Source organism: Cytobacillus stercorigallinarum (assembly GCF_014836495.1).
GTDB lineage: Bacteria > Bacillota > Bacilli > Bacillales > Cytobacillaceae > Cytobacillus > Cytobacillus stercorigallinarum.
On record NZ_JACSQT010000002.1, the window covers coordinates 173,681 to 194,298 of the forward strand.

Annotated in this window: 16 protein-coding genes; 6 read left to right on the forward strand and 10 right to left on the reverse strand. The window is 36.6% G+C overall.

The genetic code is table 11. The features are described from left to right. Positions 1 to 88 precede the first annotated feature (88 nt). Both acnA and H9655_RS05440 read right to left on the reverse strand, forming a co-directional pair. The gene (gene acnA / locus H9655_RS05435; protein ID WP_191811717.1) at positions 89 to 2,797 is read right to left on the reverse strand and encodes an aconitate hydratase AcnA; all 2,709 of its coding nucleotides are present in this window, start codon (positions 2,795 to 2,797) and stop codon (positions 89 to 91) included. A 318-nt stretch (positions 2,798 to 3,115) separates the two neighbouring features. Next, positions 3,116 to 3,382 (reverse strand): hypothetical protein, encoded by a 267-nt coding sequence (locus H9655_RS05440; protein WP_191811720.1) that lies wholly within the window; start codon positions 3,380 to 3,382, stop codon positions 3,116 to 3,118. A gap of 114 nt (positions 3,383 to 3,496) precedes the next feature. Between H9655_RS05440 and H9655_RS05445 the strand changes: the two genes are divergently transcribed. Then, positions 3,497 to 3,640, forward strand: a complete 144-nt coding sequence (locus H9655_RS05445; RefSeq protein ID WP_191811722.1) for a small acid-soluble spore protein P — start codon at positions 3,497 to 3,499, stop codon at positions 3,638 to 3,640. A gap of 253 nt (positions 3,641 to 3,893) precedes the next feature. Then, positions 3,894 to 4,199, forward strand: coding sequence for an Hsp20/alpha crystallin family protein (locus H9655_RS05450; RefSeq protein ID WP_191811724.1), 306 nt, complete (start codon positions 3,894 to 3,896; stop codon positions 4,197 to 4,199). A gap of 153 nt (positions 4,200 to 4,352) precedes the next feature. Here the strand turns inward: H9655_RS05450 and H9655_RS05455 are convergent, their stop codons facing one another. Both H9655_RS05455 and H9655_RS05460 read right to left on the reverse strand, forming a co-directional pair. After that, positions 4,353 to 5,291: an L-threonine 3-dehydrogenase gene (locus H9655_RS05455; protein WP_191811726.1), complete on the reverse strand. Its 939-nt coding sequence runs from the start codon at positions 5,289 to 5,291 to the stop codon at positions 4,353 to 4,355. Positions 5,292 to 5,334: 43 nt separating this feature from the next. Then, positions 5,335 to 6,525: a glycine C-acetyltransferase gene (locus tag H9655_RS05460; RefSeq protein WP_191811728.1), complete on the reverse strand. Its 1,191-nt coding sequence runs from the start codon at positions 6,523 to 6,525 to the stop codon at positions 5,335 to 5,337. A gap of 320 nt (positions 6,526 to 6,845) precedes the next feature. Here H9655_RS05460 and H9655_RS05465 point away from each other — a divergent pair, with 320 nt between their 5' ends. Further along, positions 6,846 to 7,388, forward strand: coding sequence for an NADPH-dependent FMN reductase (locus H9655_RS05465; RefSeq protein WP_191811730.1), 543 nt, complete (start codon positions 6,846 to 6,848; stop codon positions 7,386 to 7,388). A gap of 470 nt (positions 7,389 to 7,858) precedes the next feature. Beyond that, on the forward strand, positions 7,859 to 8,278 hold the full coding sequence (locus tag H9655_RS05470; protein ID WP_191811732.1) for a Fur family transcriptional regulator: 420 nt from the start codon (positions 7,859 to 7,861) through the stop codon (positions 8,276 to 8,278). A 155-nt stretch (positions 8,279 to 8,433) separates the two neighbouring features. Here H9655_RS05470 and H9655_RS05475 read toward each other — a convergent pair whose 3' ends face one another. Together H9655_RS05475 and H9655_RS05480 are read right to left on the reverse strand one after the other, a co-directional pair. Further along, positions 8,434 to 11,019 carry an AAA family ATPase gene (locus H9655_RS05475; protein WP_191811734.1) on the reverse strand — a complete coding sequence of 862 codons (2,586 nt, stop codon included), beginning with the start codon at positions 11,017 to 11,019 and terminating at the stop codon, positions 8,434 to 8,436. Next, complete coding sequence (locus tag H9655_RS05480; RefSeq protein WP_191811736.1) at positions 11,016 to 12,335, reverse strand: 3' terminal RNA ribose 2'-O-methyltransferase Hen1; 1,320 nt, start codon at positions 12,333 to 12,335, stop codon at positions 11,016 to 11,018. The genes H9655_RS05475 and H9655_RS05480 overlap by 4 nt, the downstream gene beginning before the upstream one ends. Before the next feature lie 158 nt (positions 12,336 to 12,493). Here H9655_RS05480 and H9655_RS05485 point away from each other — a divergent pair, with 158 nt between their 5' ends. Continuing rightward, complete coding sequence (locus H9655_RS05485) at positions 12,494 to 14,047, forward strand: ABC-F family ATP-binding cassette domain-containing protein (protein WP_191811738.1); 1,554 nt, start codon at positions 12,494 to 12,496, stop codon at positions 14,045 to 14,047. Between the two features lie 56 nt (positions 14,048 to 14,103). On the opposite strand, the gene H9655_RS05490 is transcribed toward H9655_RS05485, so the two are convergent. The 3 genes from H9655_RS05490 to helD all read right to left on the reverse strand — a co-directional run bounded on the left by H9655_RS05490 (position 14,104) and on the right by helD (position 18,910). Next, positions 14,104 to 14,835 carry an SDR family NAD(P)-dependent oxidoreductase gene (locus tag H9655_RS05490; RefSeq protein WP_191811740.1) on the reverse strand — a complete coding sequence of 244 codons (732 nt, stop codon included), beginning with the start codon at positions 14,833 to 14,835 and terminating at the stop codon, positions 14,104 to 14,106. Between the two features lie 109 nt (positions 14,836 to 14,944). Then, complete coding sequence (locus H9655_RS05495) at positions 14,945 to 16,492, reverse strand: esterase/lipase family protein (RefSeq protein ID WP_191812654.1); 1,548 nt, start codon at positions 16,490 to 16,492, stop codon at positions 14,945 to 14,947. Between the two features lie 171 nt (positions 16,493 to 16,663). Next, on the reverse strand, positions 16,664 to 18,910 hold the full coding sequence (helD, locus tag H9655_RS05500; protein ID WP_191811742.1) for an RNA polymerase recycling motor HelD: 2,247 nt from the start codon (positions 18,908 to 18,910) through the stop codon (positions 16,664 to 16,666). Between the two features lie 182 nt (positions 18,911 to 19,092). Between helD and H9655_RS05505 the strand changes: the two genes are divergently transcribed. Beyond that, positions 19,093 to 19,917 carry an MBL fold metallo-hydrolase gene (locus H9655_RS05505; RefSeq protein WP_191811745.1) on the forward strand — a complete coding sequence of 275 codons (825 nt, stop codon included), beginning with the start codon at positions 19,093 to 19,095 and terminating at the stop codon, positions 19,915 to 19,917. Here the strand turns inward: H9655_RS05505 and H9655_RS05510 are convergent. Beyond that, complete coding sequence (locus tag H9655_RS05510; protein ID WP_191811747.1) at positions 19,912 to 20,538, reverse strand: NUDIX hydrolase; 627 nt, start codon at positions 20,536 to 20,538, stop codon at positions 19,912 to 19,914. The genes H9655_RS05505 and H9655_RS05510 overlap by 6 nt on opposite strands. Positions 20,539 to 20,618 lie beyond the last annotated feature (80 nt).

Genomic DNA, 20,618 nt, shown 5'->3' on the forward strand with positions numbered 1-20,618 from the left:
TTTCACATCGTGATTTATGAGTATTGAATATAGACAAATTAAAAAAACCTCTACACATCTAGATGTGTAGAGGGTAGGAAATCTACAATTATTTCTTCAATCGATTTCGAAGAACCATTTGCAAGATACCACCATGACGATAGTAATCAATTTCCACTTCAGAGTCGAATCGAACAAGTGCTTCAAAAGTAGTTACAGTGCCATCTTCTGCAACAGCAGTCACTTTTACAAAGTCGCGAGGTCTTACGCCTTCTCCGATTTCAACACTAATTGTTTCCTTACCAGTTAATCCTAGTGTATCAGCACTTTCACCAGCTTTAAATTGAAGTGGTAGAACGCCCATTAACACAAGGTTAGAACGGTGAATACGCTCATAACTTTCGGCAATAACTGTTTTAATACCTAGTAAGTTTGTTCCTTTTGCTGCCCAGTCACGAGATGATCCCATTCCGTAATCCTTACCAGCAAGTACAACTAATCCAGTTCCATCTTCTTTATATTGCATACATGCATCATAAATGGAAGTTACTTCACCAGTTGGCCAGTAAGTTGTGAATCCACCTTCAGTACCCGGTGCGATTTGGTTACGGATACGGATATTAGCAAATGTACCACGCATCATGACTTCATGGTTACCACGACGAGAACCATAAGAGTTGAAGTCACGAACTTCTACGCCATTTTCGCGAAGATATTTACCAGCTGGTGTATCTTTTCCGATTGCACCTGCAGGAGAGATATGGTCAGTTGTAACTGAATCACCAAATTTACCAACCACACGTAAACCATTTAATGGTTTTACTTCTTCTGGATCTGGTTTTAAACCTTCAAAGAATGGTGGGTTTTGGATATAAGTAGATGATTCATCAAAAGTATATAATGGCTCATTACTTGTTTTAATTTCATTCCAACGCTCATTATCATCGAAAACACGCTCATATTCATCACGGAATAAATCTGGTGTTACCGTTTGTTTAACGACTTCATTGATTTCCTCTGTTGTTGGCCAGATGTCTTTAAAGAATATATCGTTACCATCTTTGTCTTGACCAAGAACATCATGTTGAAGATCAACATCAACTGTTCCAGCTAGAGCGTATGCAACTACTAATGGTGGTGAAGCAAGGTAGTTACCTTTCACTAATGGATGAATACGACCTTCAAAGTTACGGTTACCAGAAAGAACAGACGTAACAAGTAAATCGCTATCAGCAATCGCTTCTTCAATTTCTTCTTTTAATGGACCGGAGTTACCGATACATGTTGTACATCCATAACCTACTAGGTTAAATCCTAATTGCTCTAAATAAGGAAGTAAACCAGAGTTATTTAAGTATCCAGTAACAACTTTTGAACCTGGTGCTAAAGATGTTTTTACGTATTTAGGAACTTCCAAACCAAGTTCTACTGCTTTTTTCGCCACAAGACCTGCACCAACTAATACATAAGGATTAGATGTGTTTGTACAGCTAGTGATCGCAGCAATTGCAACTGCACCCGTTTTCATTGTCGTAGAATCGCCATTTTTGAAGTTAACTGTCGCTGTTTTATCAAACTCTTTCTCATCATAACCAAAACCTTGGTTCCCTTGAGGAGCCGTAACAGCCTTATTAAATTCTTTTTTCATAGCAGAAAGCGGAATTAAATCTTGCGGACGTTTTGGACCTGAAAGGTTCGGTTCAATGTCAGCTAAGTTAATTTCTACTACATCTGTGTAAACAGGTTCTAATGAAGGATCAAAGAATAAGCCGTTTGCTTTAGAATAAGCTTCAACAACTTTGATTTGTTCTTCTTTACGTCCAGTTAAACGCATGTATTCTAAAGATTCACCATCGACAGGGAAGAATCCGCATGTTGCACCATATTCAGGTGCCATGTTCGCGATTGTTGCACGGTCAGCTAGTGGAAGTGCAGGAACACCTGGTCCGAAGAATTCCACAAATTTACCTACAACGCCGTGTGTACGTAAAACTTGTGTTACTTTTAAGGCAAGGTCAGTAGCTGTTGCTCCATTAGGTAGCTCACCAACAAGTTTCACCCCAACAACTTCAGGAACTGGGAAATATGAAGGCTGTCCAAGCATACCAGCTTCCGCCTCAATACCACCAACGCCCCAACCGAGTACACCGATACCATTAATCATCGTTGTATGAGAGTCAGTACCAACAAGTGTATCTGGGAATGCTTCAAAATCTCCTTCTGTTGTTTCATTTGCAATGACAACATCAGCAAGATATTCTAAGTTTACTTGGTGAACAATACCTGTTGCAGGTGGAACCGCACGATAGTTATCAAATGCTTTTTGTGCCCAACTTAAGAATTGGTAGCGTTCTGCGTTTCTTTCAAATTCTAAAACCATGTTTGCGTCTAGTGCATCTGGTGTGCCATATTTATCAACTTGTACAGAGTGGTCAATAACAAGATCAACTGGTTTTTCAGGGTTGATCATATCCGGATCTCCACCCATATCAGCCATAGCTTTTCTTAAAGAAGCTAAGTCTACAACTGCTGGTACACCTGTAAAGTCTTGAAGGATAACACGTGAAGGTTTAAATGGTACATCCACTTCCTTCACATCTGCTGTTCCCCATTTTGCCAAGTTTTCAACATGTTCTTTTGTAATTACACGACCGTCATATTGACGTAGTACAGATTCAAGTAGGACTTTAATTGAATATGGTAATTTAGATACCTGTCCAATACCTGCATTTTCAAGTGCTGCTAAGTCATAGTAATGATAGCGTTTCCCTTCTACTTCAAATGATTTACGGGAATTAAACACATCATTTTTCGCCATAGTATTACCCCCTAATTCGAACTACAAAGTACTATAATACCACTTAATGGTAATCAATCGAAAAGTTTGAATTTTTACCCATCCTCACTTTTCTCACAATTTCTATAATAATACAACATTCAACATAAGTAAATAACAAGAAAGTTATTGTTATTGATAAGTTTTACTTATGGTATTTCTAACAAATGATATGATAAACATAAAAACACCATAATTGAGAGAGGTTATCAATTACGGTGTGAAATAGACTTCATTTAATTATTATATTAAGAAAATAAACCATTCGTGTTTAATTGACTTTATTCGACTTTCTTAGCTCTATTTTTTATTTTCCGATTGTACTTGGTGTGTGATGGCATCCAAATCAGTTTGAAATTTAAGCAATTGCTCTTTTTGATGCTCAGATGCCACTTCTAGGGCATTCTGAATTTGTTCATAAGTTTCTGCTATTTCTTGAGATAGATGGTTGAGTTGTTGGCCATACGTACTCGCGTGTTTATCTATTACATCATACTGTTCTTCTACATCTTCCATACTTTGTTGTGCTGCTTGAAATGCTTGCTGTTTATTTTTATGATAAGGCATAACTTGTTTTCACCTCTTTTACTATTCTTACAATTAAATTGTTCAGAGTGATGATGAAATATACCGTATAAAAAATGGGGATTCTTTCATCCTATAAACAAAGGAGGGAAAAAAATGAATAAAAATGATGGTAAAGATATGAGAAAAAACGCTCCAAAAGGGGATAATCCAGGACAACCTGAGCCTTTAAGTGGATCTAAGAAAGTAAAGAATAGAAATCATTCGAGACAAAAGAATCACGCTCATCATGATATGTAGAAGTTTATTGGATGAAATGGAATAAGTGGTAAAAATCTGCTTAAATGAGTTCGGTATTGTATCGAACTCATTTCTCCTTATTTTAGCAACTCTCCGTATAAATTCATGATTGTTCTACTTAAACTTTTCTAAACTATTGTTCTGGGGCAGTTATCATAAATTCTTCCTTCAAAAACAATTAATTCATTAATAATCGATTGGCCATTCACATTACTTATGTATACGCATACATTATCATACTGGGGTGATATGTATGAATATGGAGTGGCAAAGTTGGTTAGAGAGCATGTTTCTCGATCCTTTAACCTCTTTTTTAGACGAGTCTATCTTTCGTATCGATGTGTTTGATACAGAATCAGCTTATATTATTGAAGCCTTAATTGAAGAAGATCGTTATCATCATGTGAAAGTCATACCAACAGGAGATCAACTTATAATTAGTGCTGTTGCAAAAAGTGATGGCGCAACCTATAGCAGAAAACTTACACTTCCTCATATTACAACTCCACTACGAATCGTTCACCAACATTCTATTTTGGAAATTTTCATAGACAAATAACTAGTAGATATTAGTTTACATAATAAATTTATGTAAACCTCTTTATGGTTACAGTTTGCGATTTAAAATGAACAAATTTACCTTTTAGTATGGATAAACTAACTCAATGAAAAACGCCCGCTTAACAAAAGGGGCGTTTTTCTTATCTTTATTTTATTTTTTTAGTTTATTTAACATATCCTCAGTCATTTTCGCGAGATCATACTCTGCTTTAAATCCCCATTCTTCTTTTGCAGCTGAAGCGTCAATGGCATTTGGCCAACTGTCAGCAATCGATTGGCGAACTGGATCAACATCATACGTTAAGGTGAATTCTGGTATATGTTTACGAATTTCAGCAGCGATTTGCTCCGGTTCAAAACTCATTGCTGTCACATTAAATGAATTACGATGTAATAATTTCGTAGGATCTGCCTCCATAAGGTTGACTATCGCATTTAATGCATCAGGCATATACATCATATCCATATATGTGCCTGGTGCAATATAAGATGTATACGCTTTGTTTTTCATTGCTTCGTAATAAATCTCCACAGCATAATCGGTCGTTCCCCCACCTGGTGGTGTTACGTAAGAAATTAATCCGGGAAAACGTAAACCACGCGTATCGACACCAAATTTATGGTAGTAATAATCAGAAAGTAGCTCTCCAGAAACTTTATTAACACCGTACATTGTAGTTGGTCGGCAGATGGTATCTTGTGGTGTATGATCTTTTGGTGTAGAAGGTCCAAAAGCGCCAATGGAACTTGGCGTAAAGAATTGCGCACCCGTTTCCCTTGCTGCTTCAAGTGCGTTCATCAATCCACCCATATTTAAATTCCAAGCAAACACTGGATTTGCTTCAGCTGTTGCTGATAATAAAGCAGCCATATGAATAATGGAATCAACTTGATGCTTCTTCGCCACTTCTAACATCGTTTTGCCATCTGTAACGTCTACCATTTCAAAAGGACCTGATGTAGCTGCCTCTGAGTCATTGCTTCTAATATCAGTTGCAATGACATGGTCTGTTCCATAGATTTCTCTCAATTTAAGTGTTAACTCTGAGCCAATCTGACCAAGTGCGCCAGTAATCATTATTTTTTTCATTTTTTCTCCTACCCTTTTCTAAACTCTTCCTAAAGGAGTGATTTTATATAATCTCTAATTCTTTTCCTACCGCTTCATATATAGTTAATGCTTGATCTAGCATTTCTTTCGTATGTGCTGCAGATGGCATATTCCGTACACGACCTGTTCCTCTTGGTACTGTTGGGAATACGATCGACTTTGCATACACTCCTGCTTCATTTAATTTCTTACTAAATTCTTGCGTTTTCACTTCATCCCCAATGATACAAGGTGTAATCGGCGTTTCACTATCACCGATATTAAATCCTAATTTCTTTAAGCCTGCCTTTAAGTATTCACTGTTTTCCCATAGCTTTTCATTTAGCGCTGTGCTCTCCATTAACATCTCAATCGCTTTCTTACTTGCAGCAGCATCAGCAGGTGTAACAGATGTAGAAAATAAGAAAGGTCTACTTCTTACCTTTAACCAATCGATTAATTGTTGTTTACCAGCTACATAACCACCAACAACTCCGATTGCTTTCGATAATGTTCCAATTTGGAAATCCACTTTATCAGATAGGCCAAAGTGTTTAACTGTACCAGCACCTTTACCTAATACACCAGAACCGTGAGCATCATCTACATATGTGATTAGATCAAACTCTTCCGCGATTTTAACGATTTCTGGTAATTTAGCAATATCTCCATCCATTGAAAATACGCCATCTGTAATAACCATTACTTTATTGTATTGCCCAGATTCTGTTGCTTCCTTTGCTTTTGCTCTAAGATCATCCATGTCAGAATGATTGAATCGAATAATCTTTGCTTTGGATAAACGGCAACCATCAATAATAGAAGCATGATTTAGCTCATCTGAAAGGATGGCATCATTTTTATCCATTACTGCAGAAATCGCTGCCATATTACAATTGAATCCAGATTGATAAGCGATAGCTGCCTCAGTATGCTTGAATTTTGCAAGTGTTTCTTCAAGCTCTACATGGATTTGTAACGTACCATTAATCGTCCTTACAGCCCCTGCACCAACACCATATTTATCAACCGCTTCTTTAGCAATTGTTTTTAACGTATCATTTGTTGCTAAACCTAAATAATTGTTCGAAGATAAGTTGATTAACTCTTTCCTGTTAATTTTAATGATTGGACCATTTGCACTTTCTAACGGGTCAATTTCGTTATATAACCCTTTATTTCTTAAATCCTCAAGATTTTCACTTAAAAATTGATTAAGAATATTGCTTGACATATTCCTTTTCCTCCTAGCGTTTCATCTTAATTTTCTTTTCAAAGCAGACAACTGTCCTCTTGAAAAACACAACTAATTCCTAGTCATGTATTTGCTATGTATAGGTTTTACAAATTATACTTTACCACATTTTAAATAATTGTACACATATAGAGGACATTTTTTCAAAGGAACTTTATTAGTTAATTTACCCATTTCCCTTGAAAAATGTTCATAACTAATTGAATTAACTGCGGTTTTTTTTTGAGCATTTATATCAGATTATAAATGGGGCTATGCTATGATGGAAACGTTAAATATTACATATGGAGGGGTTTTATATGAAAATTGCTGCATTTGTTGGAAGTAATCGCAAAGAATCAATTAATAAAAAGTTAGCTATATTAATGAAAGAACGTTATCAAGAAAAGCTAGAGATTGATATTCTCCCTCTTGAGGAGTTACCGATGTATAATCAAGATGATGAACTTGCACCACCAGCGGCTGTCATAGAAATTCGCCAAAGAATTAAAGATAGTGATGGGTTATTATTTTTAACACCTGAATATAATCATTCCATTCCTGCATTTTTAAAGAACGCCATTGATTGGTTTTCCAGAGTAGAAAAAGTTATGGTCAATAAACCTGCAATGATTGTTGGTGCAACGCCTGGTGCAATGGGAACTGTAAAAGCACAAATGCACTTGCGTCAAATACTCAACTCAGCAGGTGTTGGTGCTGTCACGCTTCCAGGAAATGAAGTTTTTATCGGTACCGTGCTTGAAAAAGTAGATGAGCAAGGAGAGCTTGTCCACGAACAAACTCTAGATTTCTTAGATCAGGTTGTAATAAATTTTATTAACTGGGCAGAAAAGGTAAAATAAAATTCATATCCTTTAATAGGTTAGCTATACATTTCAAACAAAAATCCGCATTGTACCAAATAACGCTCGTGTTATTGGTACATGCGGATTTTGTATTTGTGAAAAATTCGCACTCTTTTATCAACTAGAATCACGATTCAAAGTGTAATTGATAATTTCTTTCCGTCTTGCAATCATTTTTCACACATTTATGTCATGTAACATACTAGTATATTGGTGATTAAATTTATTGCACTCTCAACAGAGGATATATTACCAACAATATCGAAATTAAATTAATACAAAGACCTTATTTATAATTATTATAAAAAAGTATTGATTTTCGAATGAGAAGTGTTATTATTAATATATATCGTTAATATGTTAGTTATTCTCATATTTCGTTTATTTTTTCACTTTTTCTCATTTGCCTTTAAGTAGATCTTAAAGGCATTCACTACAATTACATCACTATAAATGAGGGTTATAGCATGAATAAAGACCAAATAGAAAGCTTGATTCCCTTATTAAAAGAGAAAAACTTAAGGGTTACACCACAAAGAATACAAATTTTAACAACACTAATTGACATGAATGGACATCCAACAGCTGAAGACATTCAAAAAAGAATACCTATTATTAGTCTCGCTACCATTTACAATAACTTAAAATTATTTGTTGAATTAGGAATCATTAATGAGCTACCTTATGGCAATGGATTAAGTCGCTTCGAATTTAGTCAGTCCAATCATTATCACGTCATCTGTGAATCATGTGGAAAGATCGCTGATATTAACTATCCAGAACTAACAGAAATTGAAGAAATGGTAGCTAATCTTACAGGGTTTTCCGTCAACAACCACAATATGGAAGTGTATGGGAAATGCCAAGAATGCATAGAGAAAGGATGATTCCTATGAAAAAAGAAGATAAAATTTGCCCAGTATGTAAAACAAAATTGATTAAGTTAAAGCATAGTACAATTTGCGCTTGTGGTAATAAGATTATGAAAGATAAAATTCCATCATAAAAAGCCATCGATATAGATGACTTTTCTCTATGATGACTATAATCTCGGGTCGACTTCATCTCCTTCGAGGGCAAGTATAGCGACAATACATTCATGAATTCGGCCTAATTCTTCTTGCTTCACAAAACGGTTTAACGCCTCTATTCCTAAAGAAAATTCTTGCAATGCTAATTTTTGTTTACGGTTTGTATTTCTTTTCTTCAACCGCTCTAAATTCTTCTCTTCTAAATAATCCATACCATATATGATTTGTAAATACTTTCTTCCCCTCACCTTTAATGCCGGCTGTAACAGTTTCCCTTTATCCCATATGGTAAACTGATTGGGCTTAACAACCATTCCTTCATGCCCTTCTTCAGTCATTTCCTGCCACCAACCAATTACTCGCTCCCAATTTGATTCACCTTCAATTAGTAAATAATCAGTACGCCTAAAAATACTGCATATTTCGGATAATTCTTCCACATGATCCATATGCCATATATGCGACTGTTCGTGATATACTCTCCCACTATGGGCTAGGATATGAAATGGAGCAATCACAATGCGATCAATGTCAGAAACCTCCCAGCAATACTTTTCATACACTTTTTGAAAACTTTCTGCACGTTCTAACTTTTCCTGATTTTCCTTTAACCAATGATTCTCAACTAGGGCTTCATTTAGTTCTTTATCCAAGATCATTCGATCTAGAATCGCGCTTTCGGCGACAAGATTATATTGTTTATTGATTAAGTCTTGTGCTTTTAAATTCCACGGCATGATTTCACAATCCAGTAACACAAAGTCTGTTTCGTACTTATCAAAATAATCAGTTCTCTTTAAACTAGATTGGATACCCGTTAAAATTTGCTCTTCAATATCCTTTTTAAAGAAACGTTTCCCACTTCTTGAATAAATCGCCCCTAAATTACTAATCCCAGTATAGTTAAAGGCCTCTTCCTCATTCTTAAAAATCAGTAAAATGCCACGTGAGCCCATATGCTTTTTCTCCACAATAAGCTGATTCACACCATGATCACGATAGTACTGAAAAGCTTCTAATGGATGTTCTAAATAATCTGGTAACTGACTCGGAATAGGAACAGGACTCATAGTTGGTGGGAGATAAACCAGTTGATTAAAATGGGTATCAGATGTCGATAACGAACCAATAACCGGCTTTATATATTTACTTTTCACACTCACATCATCGAATCCTTCTATTTGTACGCGATAACCTTCAATAAGTGCTTGTATATTAGGGGGCTGCAACCTCTTGTTCTTCCATTCTATTATTGGGTTATGCTCGACCCCGTTATAATTTTTGAGGGCATCAACTGAGATAAATGACTTCTCAGGGTATCGGTAAGCTGTTAATTTCCCTCCGAATACCACACCTTGATCAATATTAATCGTAGCATTGATATTGGTTGGATACGGTCTCGGATCATGGCCCCAAACAATCGTCATATGACCTGAATGATGATGATACCATTCATCTCTAATGGGCCTACCATCTTCCGTACTACTTGATGATTCACCATATCGACAATAATCGGATATTTGTTGGGAACTCTTCCCTATATACTCATCTTTAATCCCTGCATGCGTGCATACAAGCATTGGCACGCCGTCATCTTCGATTATATAATGTGCCGGAGCATTTCCTAAAAACTGAATGAACTCATCCTTCAATCGTTTTTGCTCTTCTTTTGAATAGGTTGCTAACCATTGATTGATTTCTTTAGCTGTCAATTCGTCACCATGTCGTAAAGTGACCTGATTTCCTTTTAACCATCTGTAAATTTTCCACCCGTGATTACTATCAATCATATAAGCTAAGTTATGATTAACATGATTCTTAAAAAATAAAAGCGTTTCTAAAGAGCGCGGTCCCCGACTCATAATATCCCCTAATGATAAAAACTTCCTCCCTAGGGGATGAGTATAAAGCCCTTGTTCATTTTCTTCATAACCTAACTTCTCTAATAATTGTAATAGCTCAGTAAAACAACCATGAATATCACCAATGATATCGATGCCTGCACCCACATCAATAGAAGGAACTTCATCCATTCGTTCTATTTCAAGAGAGTGATTCAATTCTTTTATTATATGAAGTTGATGATAACCTTCCGTCTTTAAATAGCGCTTATCGTATTGAAATCTTTTCATTTGTTGTTTAATGCGCTTTGAACCTCTAGGCATCGCTCGTTCATTATCTCTCACTAATAATGTATCCAAATCGACATCCAATACAATGGCGCTTACCGGCAAATGATGGCGATGTGCAAGGGAAATCAATTTTTTACGATCATCACTATTTATATTAGTCGCATCAATAAAACTACATTTATTTAAGCGACATCTTGCTTGTATGGTCAATTCTAGCAGTTCAAATGCCTCTTTAGAGATTCTTTGATACTGTTCAAATAAGATTTGCGCCTTCTCGCTATTTTTGTTTTCAACTGAGGTATACTCTTCATCTGCAACGATTTTTCTATATTTATCTGAACTTAAAACTTCTGACTCTTTTATTTGTCCACTATTGACCCATTTCTGCAACAATGTTGTCTTACCACTCCCAGAAGGTCCAATAAGTAAAACGACACCAGCGTTAGGAAGGGTTATTCTCTTCATATCATCACCCCTTTTTCAAAAACGACTATCTGAGTCGGCCCGCCTCGTTCATGATCAATCTCACCTATACTAGAAATGGTTGCTTTATAAGCATACATAGCAGTCATCTTCTCAACCCATGCATGTAATTCTGCTCTTGTCCATTCAAAACGATGATCATAATGGCGCATGGTTTCCCCAAGTTGATAAAGAGTATTATATTCTTTATTAGGTGTTGTTATAATGCAAACCTCAGGCTTATACTCTTGAAAAATAAGTTGCATGACCGTTTGCAGTTTTTCTTCAGCAATATGTTCGATTACTTCACATAAAATAAAGACATCTTTATTCTTTAATCCATCATCATAATAAAATACCGATCCCCATTTTTGTATCGGCATTAAGAAACCCGCATTTTCGGCAGCTTTGGCATATCTTTTTGTCGCCTTTAACGTTTCTCGTTCACTTGGTTCAACCGCGATTATTTCACTCACATGTGGTAAAAAGCCTAATCGAGTACTTAGTTTCCCTTCTCCACTACCCATATCTACGATCTTTCTAAGATGAGGTTTGGCTTGAATGATCTCGATGATCTTTTCATAACGTCGTTGGTTTAGCCCTTTTTGTTTCTTTTCCCGTTCAACCTTTCCCTGTTGAAAAATCGTCCCGTTTAATAACCCTTTATATTTTAGGGCGCGTTTATAAATCCATTCCTTCTGAGGATGATCCTCTAGCCAACCTTCACCGAAACGCTGGAGCTTTTCCGCTTCCTTTTCATCTATATAGTAGTGCTTATAATTATCAATAACTGGAATGAGAATAAATAACTGCCTTAATCCCCTTTGCAACGTTGTCTCACCTGTAACGGTTACATAAAGAGGACTGTTTTTCGTTTTCGATTGCACAGATACGGTAAATCCAAGCGGTGAAAACAACTCACGAAGATTCTTTACAGAAAGGTCTGTATTTACTGGCCCAAATGAAAACGAAAATTGAAATACCTGTTCCACATATGGTAAATATTCTTCCTTAGGTAAGCCATTTAGGGCTGTCGCAAGAGGAGAGCGTATTAGTGATAAAAACAAACTACTAACTGCAAATTCACGGTCATTAATATAATGTGTAATATCTAATTTCTCTCCGCCATCCCTCACTAAACTGATAGCATCCAAAACGGCGTAAATCGTTAGTTTCACCTCATTTGGAGTAAAGCATTGATAAAAGAGGCGTACTTTATGCCCTTTATATTCTCTTTCATATAGACGTTCAGGATGTTTCGCCAATAAAAAAGAAAGGACATTCGCTCCTTCTCCCTTTGCATGGATCGTTAATTGCATAACAATCCCCCTTTTATATGTATTTAAACCATATTATACCACTATCCATTCCCCTTAAGGAATTTTTCTTTTATAGATAAATATCGCCTCTCCCCTAGTTAAACAACGAGAAATCTAGTATGATTATTAAATGATTATGAAGAAATGAGGATTACAAAATGAGTTTACTTACAGTTGATCATTTAAGTCATACTTTTGGCGATCGAACATTATTTAAAGACGTGTCTTTTCGTTTATTAGCAGAGGATCACGTTGGGTTAGTTGGAGCAAACGGAGTAGGTAAATCTACTTTAATGAATATTATTACAGGGCAACTCATTCACGATGGGGGAAAAGTGGAATGGACACCTAATGTTCAATACGGTTATCTCGATCAACATACCGTTTTAACCCCTGGAAAAACGATGCGCGATGCATTGAGAGATGCCTTTCTTCCATTATATAAAAAAGAAGAAGAATTAAATGAAGTCACAGCAAAGATGGCAGATGCCACACCAGAAGAATTAGAAGTTTTGCTTGAGAAAATGGGTGAAATTCAAGACATGCTAGAAGCAGGCGGATTTTATTCAATCGACTTAAAAATAGACGATGCCGCAAGAGGGTTGGGATTAGATGCCATAGGTTTGGACAGAGATGTTGCAGCACTCAGCGGAGGGCAAAGAACAAAAGTCTTACTTGCCAAACTATTACTAGAGCAACCTCAAGTTTTACTATTAGATGAACCAACAAACTATTTAGATGTTGAACATATAGACTGGTTATCCAACTATTTAAAAGAATATCCATATGCCTTCATCTTAATCTCGCATGATACTGAATTTATGAACGGAGTCTCAAATGTCATTTTTCATCTAGAATTCTCTAAGCTTACTCGCTATACAGCTAGTTATGAAAAATTCTTAGAACTGGCAGAAATCAATAAAAATCAACATATTCAAGCATATGAAAAGCAACAAGAATTCATCAAAAAACAAGAAGATTTTATCGCAAAGAACAAGGCAAGGTATTCGACAACTGGCCGAGCAAAAAGTAGGCAAAAGCAATTAAATCGGATGGAGAGAATTGATCGTCCTGAAACAGCTGCTAAACCAACGTTCGAATTTAAAGAGTCAAGAGCGAGTAGTCGATATGTGTTTGAAGGCGAGAATTTTGAAATTGGTTATACCCATGCCCTATTGCCAAAAATGTCAATCACAATTGAAAAAGGGGATCGCATTGCCATTGTTGGTTGCAACGGTGTCGGAAAATCCACCCTCTTAAAAACGATGCTTGGGAAAATCCCAGCCATTAGCGGGAAAATTGAAAGAGGTGACTTCCTCTACCCTTCCTATTTCGAACAGGAAGTGAAAGGCGAGCAAATTACACCAATTGATGATGTATGGAACGAGTTCCCAGCGATGGATCAGCATCAAGTTCGTGCAGCTCTGGCTAAATGCGGACTAAAAAATGAACATATTTCAAGACCAATGAACCAACTAAGTGGTGGCGAACAAGCGAAAGTACGTCTTTGCAAGTTAATGATGAACGAAAGCAATTGGTTGCTGTTTGACGAACCAACAAACCACTTAGATATTACAGCGAAAGAAGAATTAAAAAGAGCCTTAAAAGCATATAAAGGTACCATCGTCCTCGTTTGCCACGAACCCGACTTTTACGAAGATTGGGTCACAAAAGTGTGGAATGTCGAAGAGTGGTCAGATGCAATGAAATAAAAAGAAAAAAAGCAAGATTCCTTTACAAGGGCAAATCTTGCTTTTTTATTATTTATTTACTTTTCATATATCATTTTCTTCGTCATACCACCATCTACAGTGATATTCTCTCCGTTCACGAAGTTATTTTCGGGATCGGTTAAGTAAAGACAAGCTTTAGCTATATCAGCTGGTGTCCCAACTCTCTTTGAAGGGTGCTGTTGATGATCTATTTCTCGAAGTTGCGCCTGTTCATTTGTCTCAATCCACCCTGGCGATATACAATTTACCGTAATGTGATAATCAGCTAGGGAAAGAGCTAATGCATGAGTTAAACTAACGATACCTCCTTTTGAAGCAGCATAGGCTTCTGAATGGATTTCAGACATTGCGGAACGGGTAGAAGCCATATTAACAACCGACCCTCCCATTTCGTTATGCTTCATATATTTCGCCGCTTCTTTCGTGGCTAAAAATACGCTTCTTACATTAGTATTGATGACGCGATCCCATTCATCTATTGTTAATTCGAACAAAGGTTTAAAGACAGATATACCAGCATTATTAATAAGAATATCTACTTGTCCATATTTCTCCACCGTTTCTTCCAATAATCGCTTAATATCCGCTTCTTCTTGGACATCTATCTGATAGCAATCAAGCCCCTTTGCTTCAAGCATTGCAAAGTTCGATTCATCCCAATCAGCTACTACTACGTTGGCACCTTCCCGTTTATAAGCGAGTGCAACACCTTGACCGATTCCATGCCCTGCACCAGTGACAATAACTGTTTTATTTATAAACTTCATTCACATCTCTCCTCATCTATTTAAAATGACTTGTCTATTATTTTAGATAAAAAGAAAAAGAGATGCCAGTATCAGCACCCCACACCAATCAAAAGATGAATGAAACTCTCTATTGTACATAAAATGAGCGAATAACTGTTCTTTCATAAGGTTCTCCTTGAAGTGTTTTACCTTTTATATCAATGGTCATATTATAAACACCACTACTTAACTTTGTAGTGAATTGCCCAATTGACCCTTTTTGCGAAGTATTTTGTACATTTAACGGTGCGACTACTTTATTGCCCTTCTTATCTACTAATGTCGTATTCATTGTGATAGATTGTATATTGTTGTTTGATTGTAAGGAGAAAGCAACTGGATTGTTAGAGAGGAGTGAATTCATCTTTAGTTCTAGATTATTTCCCCCTCCATGGGTAACATTCATCACATAGGCATTATCTTTTTTACTAGATGTTAGTTCCACTTGCCAACGACCTGCCTCAGATATAACGCCAGTAAAACTATGAGCTGCTGCCCCATTAAATATTTCTGCACTTTGAGAAGAGGAAACATAACTTTGATACTTTTTCCCAGTTGGCGAGATTAATTTAACCTTATCATCCTTCGTTGTAGTCCAGATTTGTATATTTTTGAGTTGTTCATCAACATGAAAGTATTGTTTATATGGTGCATTTCCTTGCCATTGCCCACCGTGAACATAGGAAGAAACCTGTTTAGACATATATGCGTCGCTACTTTTTATATCACCCGTTGTCACTCCTGCTACAGATGATGTCCGCAAATAGGGTTCAATTCTAGAAAATACAGCGGAGCCCATGCGAATTTTATCATGATCAAGAGAAGTGTCATTAAAGAGATGTGTACCATATGGTAATCTTGTACTCCAATCGTTAACTAAACCATCATTTTCACCTTCAGAGGATAAGTATTGGCCACCCATCCATAAAGCGGACAATGAAGGCCCCTTATTTGTTCCTGAAACAGTGTAATACTTATTTTTTGTTGCATTAGAATGATGATCAGTTAACGAGCGAAAGTGAGCCATTTCACCTATCTGTAAAGAATAGGTCCCATCATCTTTTTGCCCTAATAACGTTCCTAACCAGCCTGCCCACCAACTATAGGCAAGGTCAGCTAAATGCGAACCATGATGGGGTGAGCCTAATGTAATCACTCGACCGACATATGGGTGAGCACCATAATGAATAAGCGCCGCTTGTGTATCTGGTCCACCTTTACTGTGAGCGACAATATTTAATTTCTTTCCTTGGAAATGCCCGGAAATATCAGCAAGCATAGAAGCGAGAAGTTCACCGTTATCAAATTGGCTAGCCGAACCTTCTCCTGCGGCATCATGCAATTGCACAAACACAGTCTGATAGCCAGATTCGTACGCTTTTGTATACATATCATTCACACCATGGTATTCTGTTTCTTCATACCAACTAGTTGAGCTACCATTTTTTCCTTGAACAAAGACAATCGGGGGTTTACTAGCATCTAAATTCGGTGGTGTACTTCCGAGAAACCACTCTCCTGGCGTGAATACTTCCCCTGGTGGCTTAAGCTTTCCTTGAGGCGTAATTGTTTTAGCAGCATATACTTGAGAGGTTGTTAACATAAATAACGTGACGATGGCAATCGAAGCGACCATTTTTTTCACTTCACATTCCTCCCTCTATTCAGTTTGAAAGCAAAAATTGCTCCCTTAAAAGGGTTATGCAAGAAATCTTCTTTTCCTCCTGTAATATGTAAAAACACATCAAAAGATATAAAAAAAGAGTATGTAAGATACGAATAATATCCTACATACTTAAAACAATCTTTACACGATATAATCATATGTGTGCACGTCTGCTCCATTAATAAACGGATTTGTTTGCGATTTTTGCAAGATAACTAACTGATGCATTGCCCTCGTACACACAGTATAGAATAAAAAGCGGTCCCTCTCTTTTTTATATTGTTCACCATCAGGGATAACAACAGCATCAAATTCAATCCCTTTTGCTAAATAGGAGGGAATAATAGTAACTCCTTTTTGAAATTCCGTTGTTTTTTGATGGATAAGGTTCACATTATTAAAATGAGGCAATAATTGACTGTACCACTTCTCACATTGTTTCGCATTTCTAGCAATGATCGCAATCGATTCATGACCTAGTGAAACGGAGCGGCGAACGACATCGATGAGTGTTGTTAGCGCTTCATCCTCAGTCACATTTTTAATAACAGGCTTTTCGCCACTTCGGTTAAAAGGAATAATATCTTCATTATTCAACAGCAAACTTGATGTAAATGTCGTAATCTCTTTCGTTGAACGATAACTTTGTCTTAATTGATAGACTGTTGCTTTTTCATTACTAAAAAGAGCAGACTGGTTGTCAGCATGATAGTGGATGGTTTGATTCACATCCCCCAATAACGTCCACTTACTATACGGGAATAACTCTTTTAAATAGGCAAAGTGAAAGGGTGAATAATCCTGCGCTTCATCAATAAATATATGACGTACAGAAGTATGACCATCTTCCTTTAATAATTGTTGTTTTAAATATAAGTAGGGAACAACATCTTCATACAACATATCACCAGATGAGATGGCCTCTAATCCCGAATCATCTTCGTTATTTGTACGTAAAAACTCAACATACATTGCAACTACATCAACAAAATAGAAAGAATTGATTTGTTTCCGAAGCGGCTTAAGTTTCCTTTTCACAACCATTTTCATCAAATACGCCTGCTCGACTTCTGGTTGCAAAAAGCCTTCATCATCGATTTTCTGTGCTTTTTTATAGGCTTGTAAATAATCCTCTTTATCAAGTAATTCTACTTCATTCTCAACCCATGCCTTCTTCCGTTCTGCTTTTTCCTTTTTCTTTATGATAGCTAGGATCCATTCCTGTATAAGTTGCAGTCTGTTGGCGATGGAAATATGACTATCATAGGAATAAAACTTCTCAACTATTTCATCGACAGTCAACCATTTTTCATTATGAAAGGTGATATCCCGGAAAATCATCCCTTCTATTAATAAATGGCTAATATATTGATCCATAGAAGATTTATATGATAAAGAAGATTTATATTCAATTTCCCGGACTCTTTTTTCACTCGCATTATTTTCTTGAAGAAGTAATTCTAATTGATCTAGCGGTGTTTCTATCGTAAGCTTCGCATCAAACTTACTTTGAATGAAGTGCCAAAAAGTATCCTGCTTCATATTTTTCTCACCTAATTCCGGTAACACTTGAGAGACGTAGCTATTAAATAGCGGATTCGGCGAAAATAGGATTATATTTTCAGCATGCAATGATTTTCTATAATGATAGAGAAGGTAAGCGATTCTTTGTAATGCTGCTGATGTTTTCCCACTACCTGCTACTCCTTGGACAATAATTAAATCGTCTTTCACGTTGCGGATAATTGCATTTTGCTGCTTCTGGATCGTAGCAACAATACTTTTCATTTGTGCATTCGCATGTCCACCTAACACTTCCTGGAGCACACTATCGCCAATCGTTAACCCTGTATCAAATAATCCTTCAATTTTCCCCTTTTTTATAATAAATTGACGTTTTAATAACATTTCTCCCGTTATTGTTTCATATGGGGTATCATACTTTGCTTCACCAGGCGTGTAGTCGTAATACATACTCGCAACAGGTGACCGCCAATCGTAAATAAGAAACTGCTCATCGTTTGCATCCATCAAAGAGGCAATACCAATATAAATGGATTCCTTTTCTTCCCCATCTTCCCTAAAATCAATTCTGCCAAAATAGGGAGAGTCTTTTTGTTTCGACAATATGTTGACATATTGATCGAGCATGCCCATTCTCCGTTCCCTTTCTCCTAATAATTCGGCTTGCTGCTTCACACTTTGAAATGTCTCAATCACATCATCCATTTCCTCTAGGTTGACTGTCACATCATCCCAAAACCCAGTTTTTAAATGTTTCACATCCTTTTGTACGTGGTCGCGATTTTCTATATAAGCGACTTGCTTCTTATTCACTTCATGTATTATTCTATCGACCCTTTTTTGCTCTTCTTGTCGCTCTAGCATAAAATCACTCCTTGATAAAAATTAGTTGACACACCCCAATATTTTTGTTATTATTATATTGGATACTTTTACTCAATGATTTTAAAAAAGTCATACCTATGTATCATAGCATAGGTATTAATTAAGTATCAATAGCTATAAAATATTCACAATATTCAATCTATTTATAAAAGGTGGACACAATGAAATCAGATATAAATGTTTTACGCATACCTATTCCTACTCCCACTCTTTGGCCCTATACGACAACAAATAGTTATATTATCGGCAATAAAGAGGAAACTCTTATCATTGACACTGGTTATAATCAACCGATTACAAGAGAAACACTACAAACAGCACTAAAAAAACACGAACTCCCCATTCCGAAAAAAATCCTTCTTACCCATGGACATAAAGATCATTCACCTGGCGTGAAACAACTTCTTGATTGGCAAATACCTACATTTATTCATCCACTTGAAGAGCCCGAAATCAGAAGGAATGTTCAAATTGATAACCTCCACTACCTTTCTGATCACGAAGAGATATCTATAGGCGATGAATCTCTGATAGTATTACACCTCCCTGGGCATTCTCCAGGTCATTTAAGCTTTTATTTACCTTCTAAAAAGATTTTATTGGCAGGTGATAATTTAATTGAAAAGGGAACTTCGTGGATTGGTACACCTGATGGGAATATGAAAGACTACTTCATCACATTAGAAAAAATAAAATCATTATCGTTAACAATGGTTGGTCCAGGTCATGGTGATTGGATTCATAATCCGTACGAACATATTGAATATGTACTGAATAGAAGGAAGCAGAGAGAAGAACAAATTTTACATATTTTAAAAGACAATGAGCCCCTGTTATTACACGAAATTACGAACAAGATATATGATGGCCATATTCATCCTTCAAACAAGGTAGTTGCAGAAAAAACAACAGAAGCTCATTTAATTAAGTTAATAGACGAAAGAAAAGTTATACAGAATAGAAATGCTTACTCCATTTACTCATGAAGTGGCATCCAGCCAACTCATTGCTTTTTCAAGTGAGCGGATAGTCGGATGTATGAGTTTAATTTCACCCATCTCATATGCACGCAAAGCTTCTTTTGGATATATCCACCTGGCTTCTGCCACTTCGTAAGGATCAGGAATTGGTTGTTGCCATTTTGGAAGACGAGCAATAAAGAAACGTGTATCAAAACGTATGGGGCTTTTTGCAGGAGTCGTTTTATGGCCAATATATGTGAAGCAGCGACAATCAAGCGCGGCTTCTTTTTCTTTTAATAACTCGATAAAACTTATTTCCTTATTTAAGAGCCTTTTCCTATCGTGCAAACTCTCCTCTTCTTGAAATGAAAGCGGCTCTCCTTTTCTATCACATCCAAGGAAAACGCCAATTTCTTCATAGACTTCTCGTGCGGCAGCAACATAATAAGCTAATGGGATATTTTCTTGATCGGTTGGAGCAATTAATCTATTAGATAGGAGCGAGTCTTTCTCATCCACTGCGCCACCAGGAAAAACATAATGCCCTGCAAGAAATTTCATTGTTGCTGGGCGTTTCGTCATATATACTTGGCCTTGTTGATTGATTAATAAGACCGTTGCCGCTGGCTTAGGAATAGTTACCATTGTTTAGTCACACCTTTTTAGAAGAATATCATCTTATTCATTTATACTTCTCCAACGCTAGCAAAATTCCTCTCACTTGT

Excerpts from the sequence above, each read along its gene's own strand:
- H9655_RS05475 (WP_191811734.1), bottom strand. The coding sequence starts at position 11,019 with ATGAAGAGAATAACCCTTCCTAACGCTGGTGTCGTTTTACTTATTGGA.
- H9655_RS05505 (WP_191811745.1), top strand. The coding sequence starts at position 19,093 with ATGAAATCAGATATAAATGTTTTACGCATACCTATTCCTACTCCCACT.
- H9655_RS05460 (WP_191811728.1), bottom strand. The coding sequence starts at position 6,525 with ATGTCAAGCAATATTCTTAATCAATTTTTAAGTGAAAATCTTGAGGAT.
- H9655_RS05490 (WP_191811740.1), bottom strand. The coding sequence starts at position 14,835 with ATGAAGTTTATAAATAAAACAGTTATTGTCACTGGTGCAGGGCATGGA.
- acnA (WP_191811717.1), bottom strand. The coding sequence starts at position 2,797 with ATGGCGAAAAATGATGTGTTTAATTCCCGTAAATCATTTGAAGTAGAA.
- helD (WP_191811742.1), bottom strand. The coding sequence starts at position 18,910 with ATGCTAGAGCGACAAGAAGAGCAAAAAAGGGTCGATAGAATAATACAT.
- H9655_RS05445 (WP_191811722.1), top strand. The coding sequence starts at position 3,497 with ATGAATAAAAATGATGGTAAAGATATGAGAAAAAACGCTCCAAAAGGG.
- H9655_RS05450 (WP_191811724.1), top strand. The coding sequence starts at position 3,894 with ATGAATATGGAGTGGCAAAGTTGGTTAGAGAGCATGTTTCTCGATCCT.
- H9655_RS05465 (WP_191811730.1), top strand. The coding sequence starts at position 6,846 with ATGAAAATTGCTGCATTTGTTGGAAGTAATCGCAAAGAATCAATTAAT.
- H9655_RS05470 (WP_191811732.1), top strand. The coding sequence starts at position 7,859 with ATGAATAAAGACCAAATAGAAAGCTTGATTCCCTTATTAAAAGAGAAA.
- H9655_RS05510 (WP_191811747.1), bottom strand. The coding sequence starts at position 20,538 with ATGGTAACTATTCCTAAGCCAGCGGCAACGGTCTTATTAATCAATCAA.
- H9655_RS05485 (WP_191811738.1), top strand. The coding sequence starts at position 12,494 with ATGAGTTTACTTACAGTTGATCATTTAAGTCATACTTTTGGCGATCGA.
- H9655_RS05455 (WP_191811726.1), bottom strand. The coding sequence starts at position 5,291 with ATGAAAAAAATAATGATTACTGGCGCACTTGGTCAGATTGGCTCAGAG.
- H9655_RS05480 (WP_191811736.1), bottom strand. The coding sequence starts at position 12,335 with ATGCAATTAACGATCCATGCAAAGGGAGAAGGAGCGAATGTCCTTTCT.
- H9655_RS05440 (WP_191811720.1), bottom strand. The coding sequence starts at position 3,382 with ATGCCTTATCATAAAAATAAACAGCAAGCATTTCAAGCAGCACAACAA.
- H9655_RS05495 (WP_191812654.1), bottom strand. The coding sequence starts at position 16,492 with ATGGTCGCTTCGATTGCCATCGTCACGTTATTTATGTTAACAACCTCT.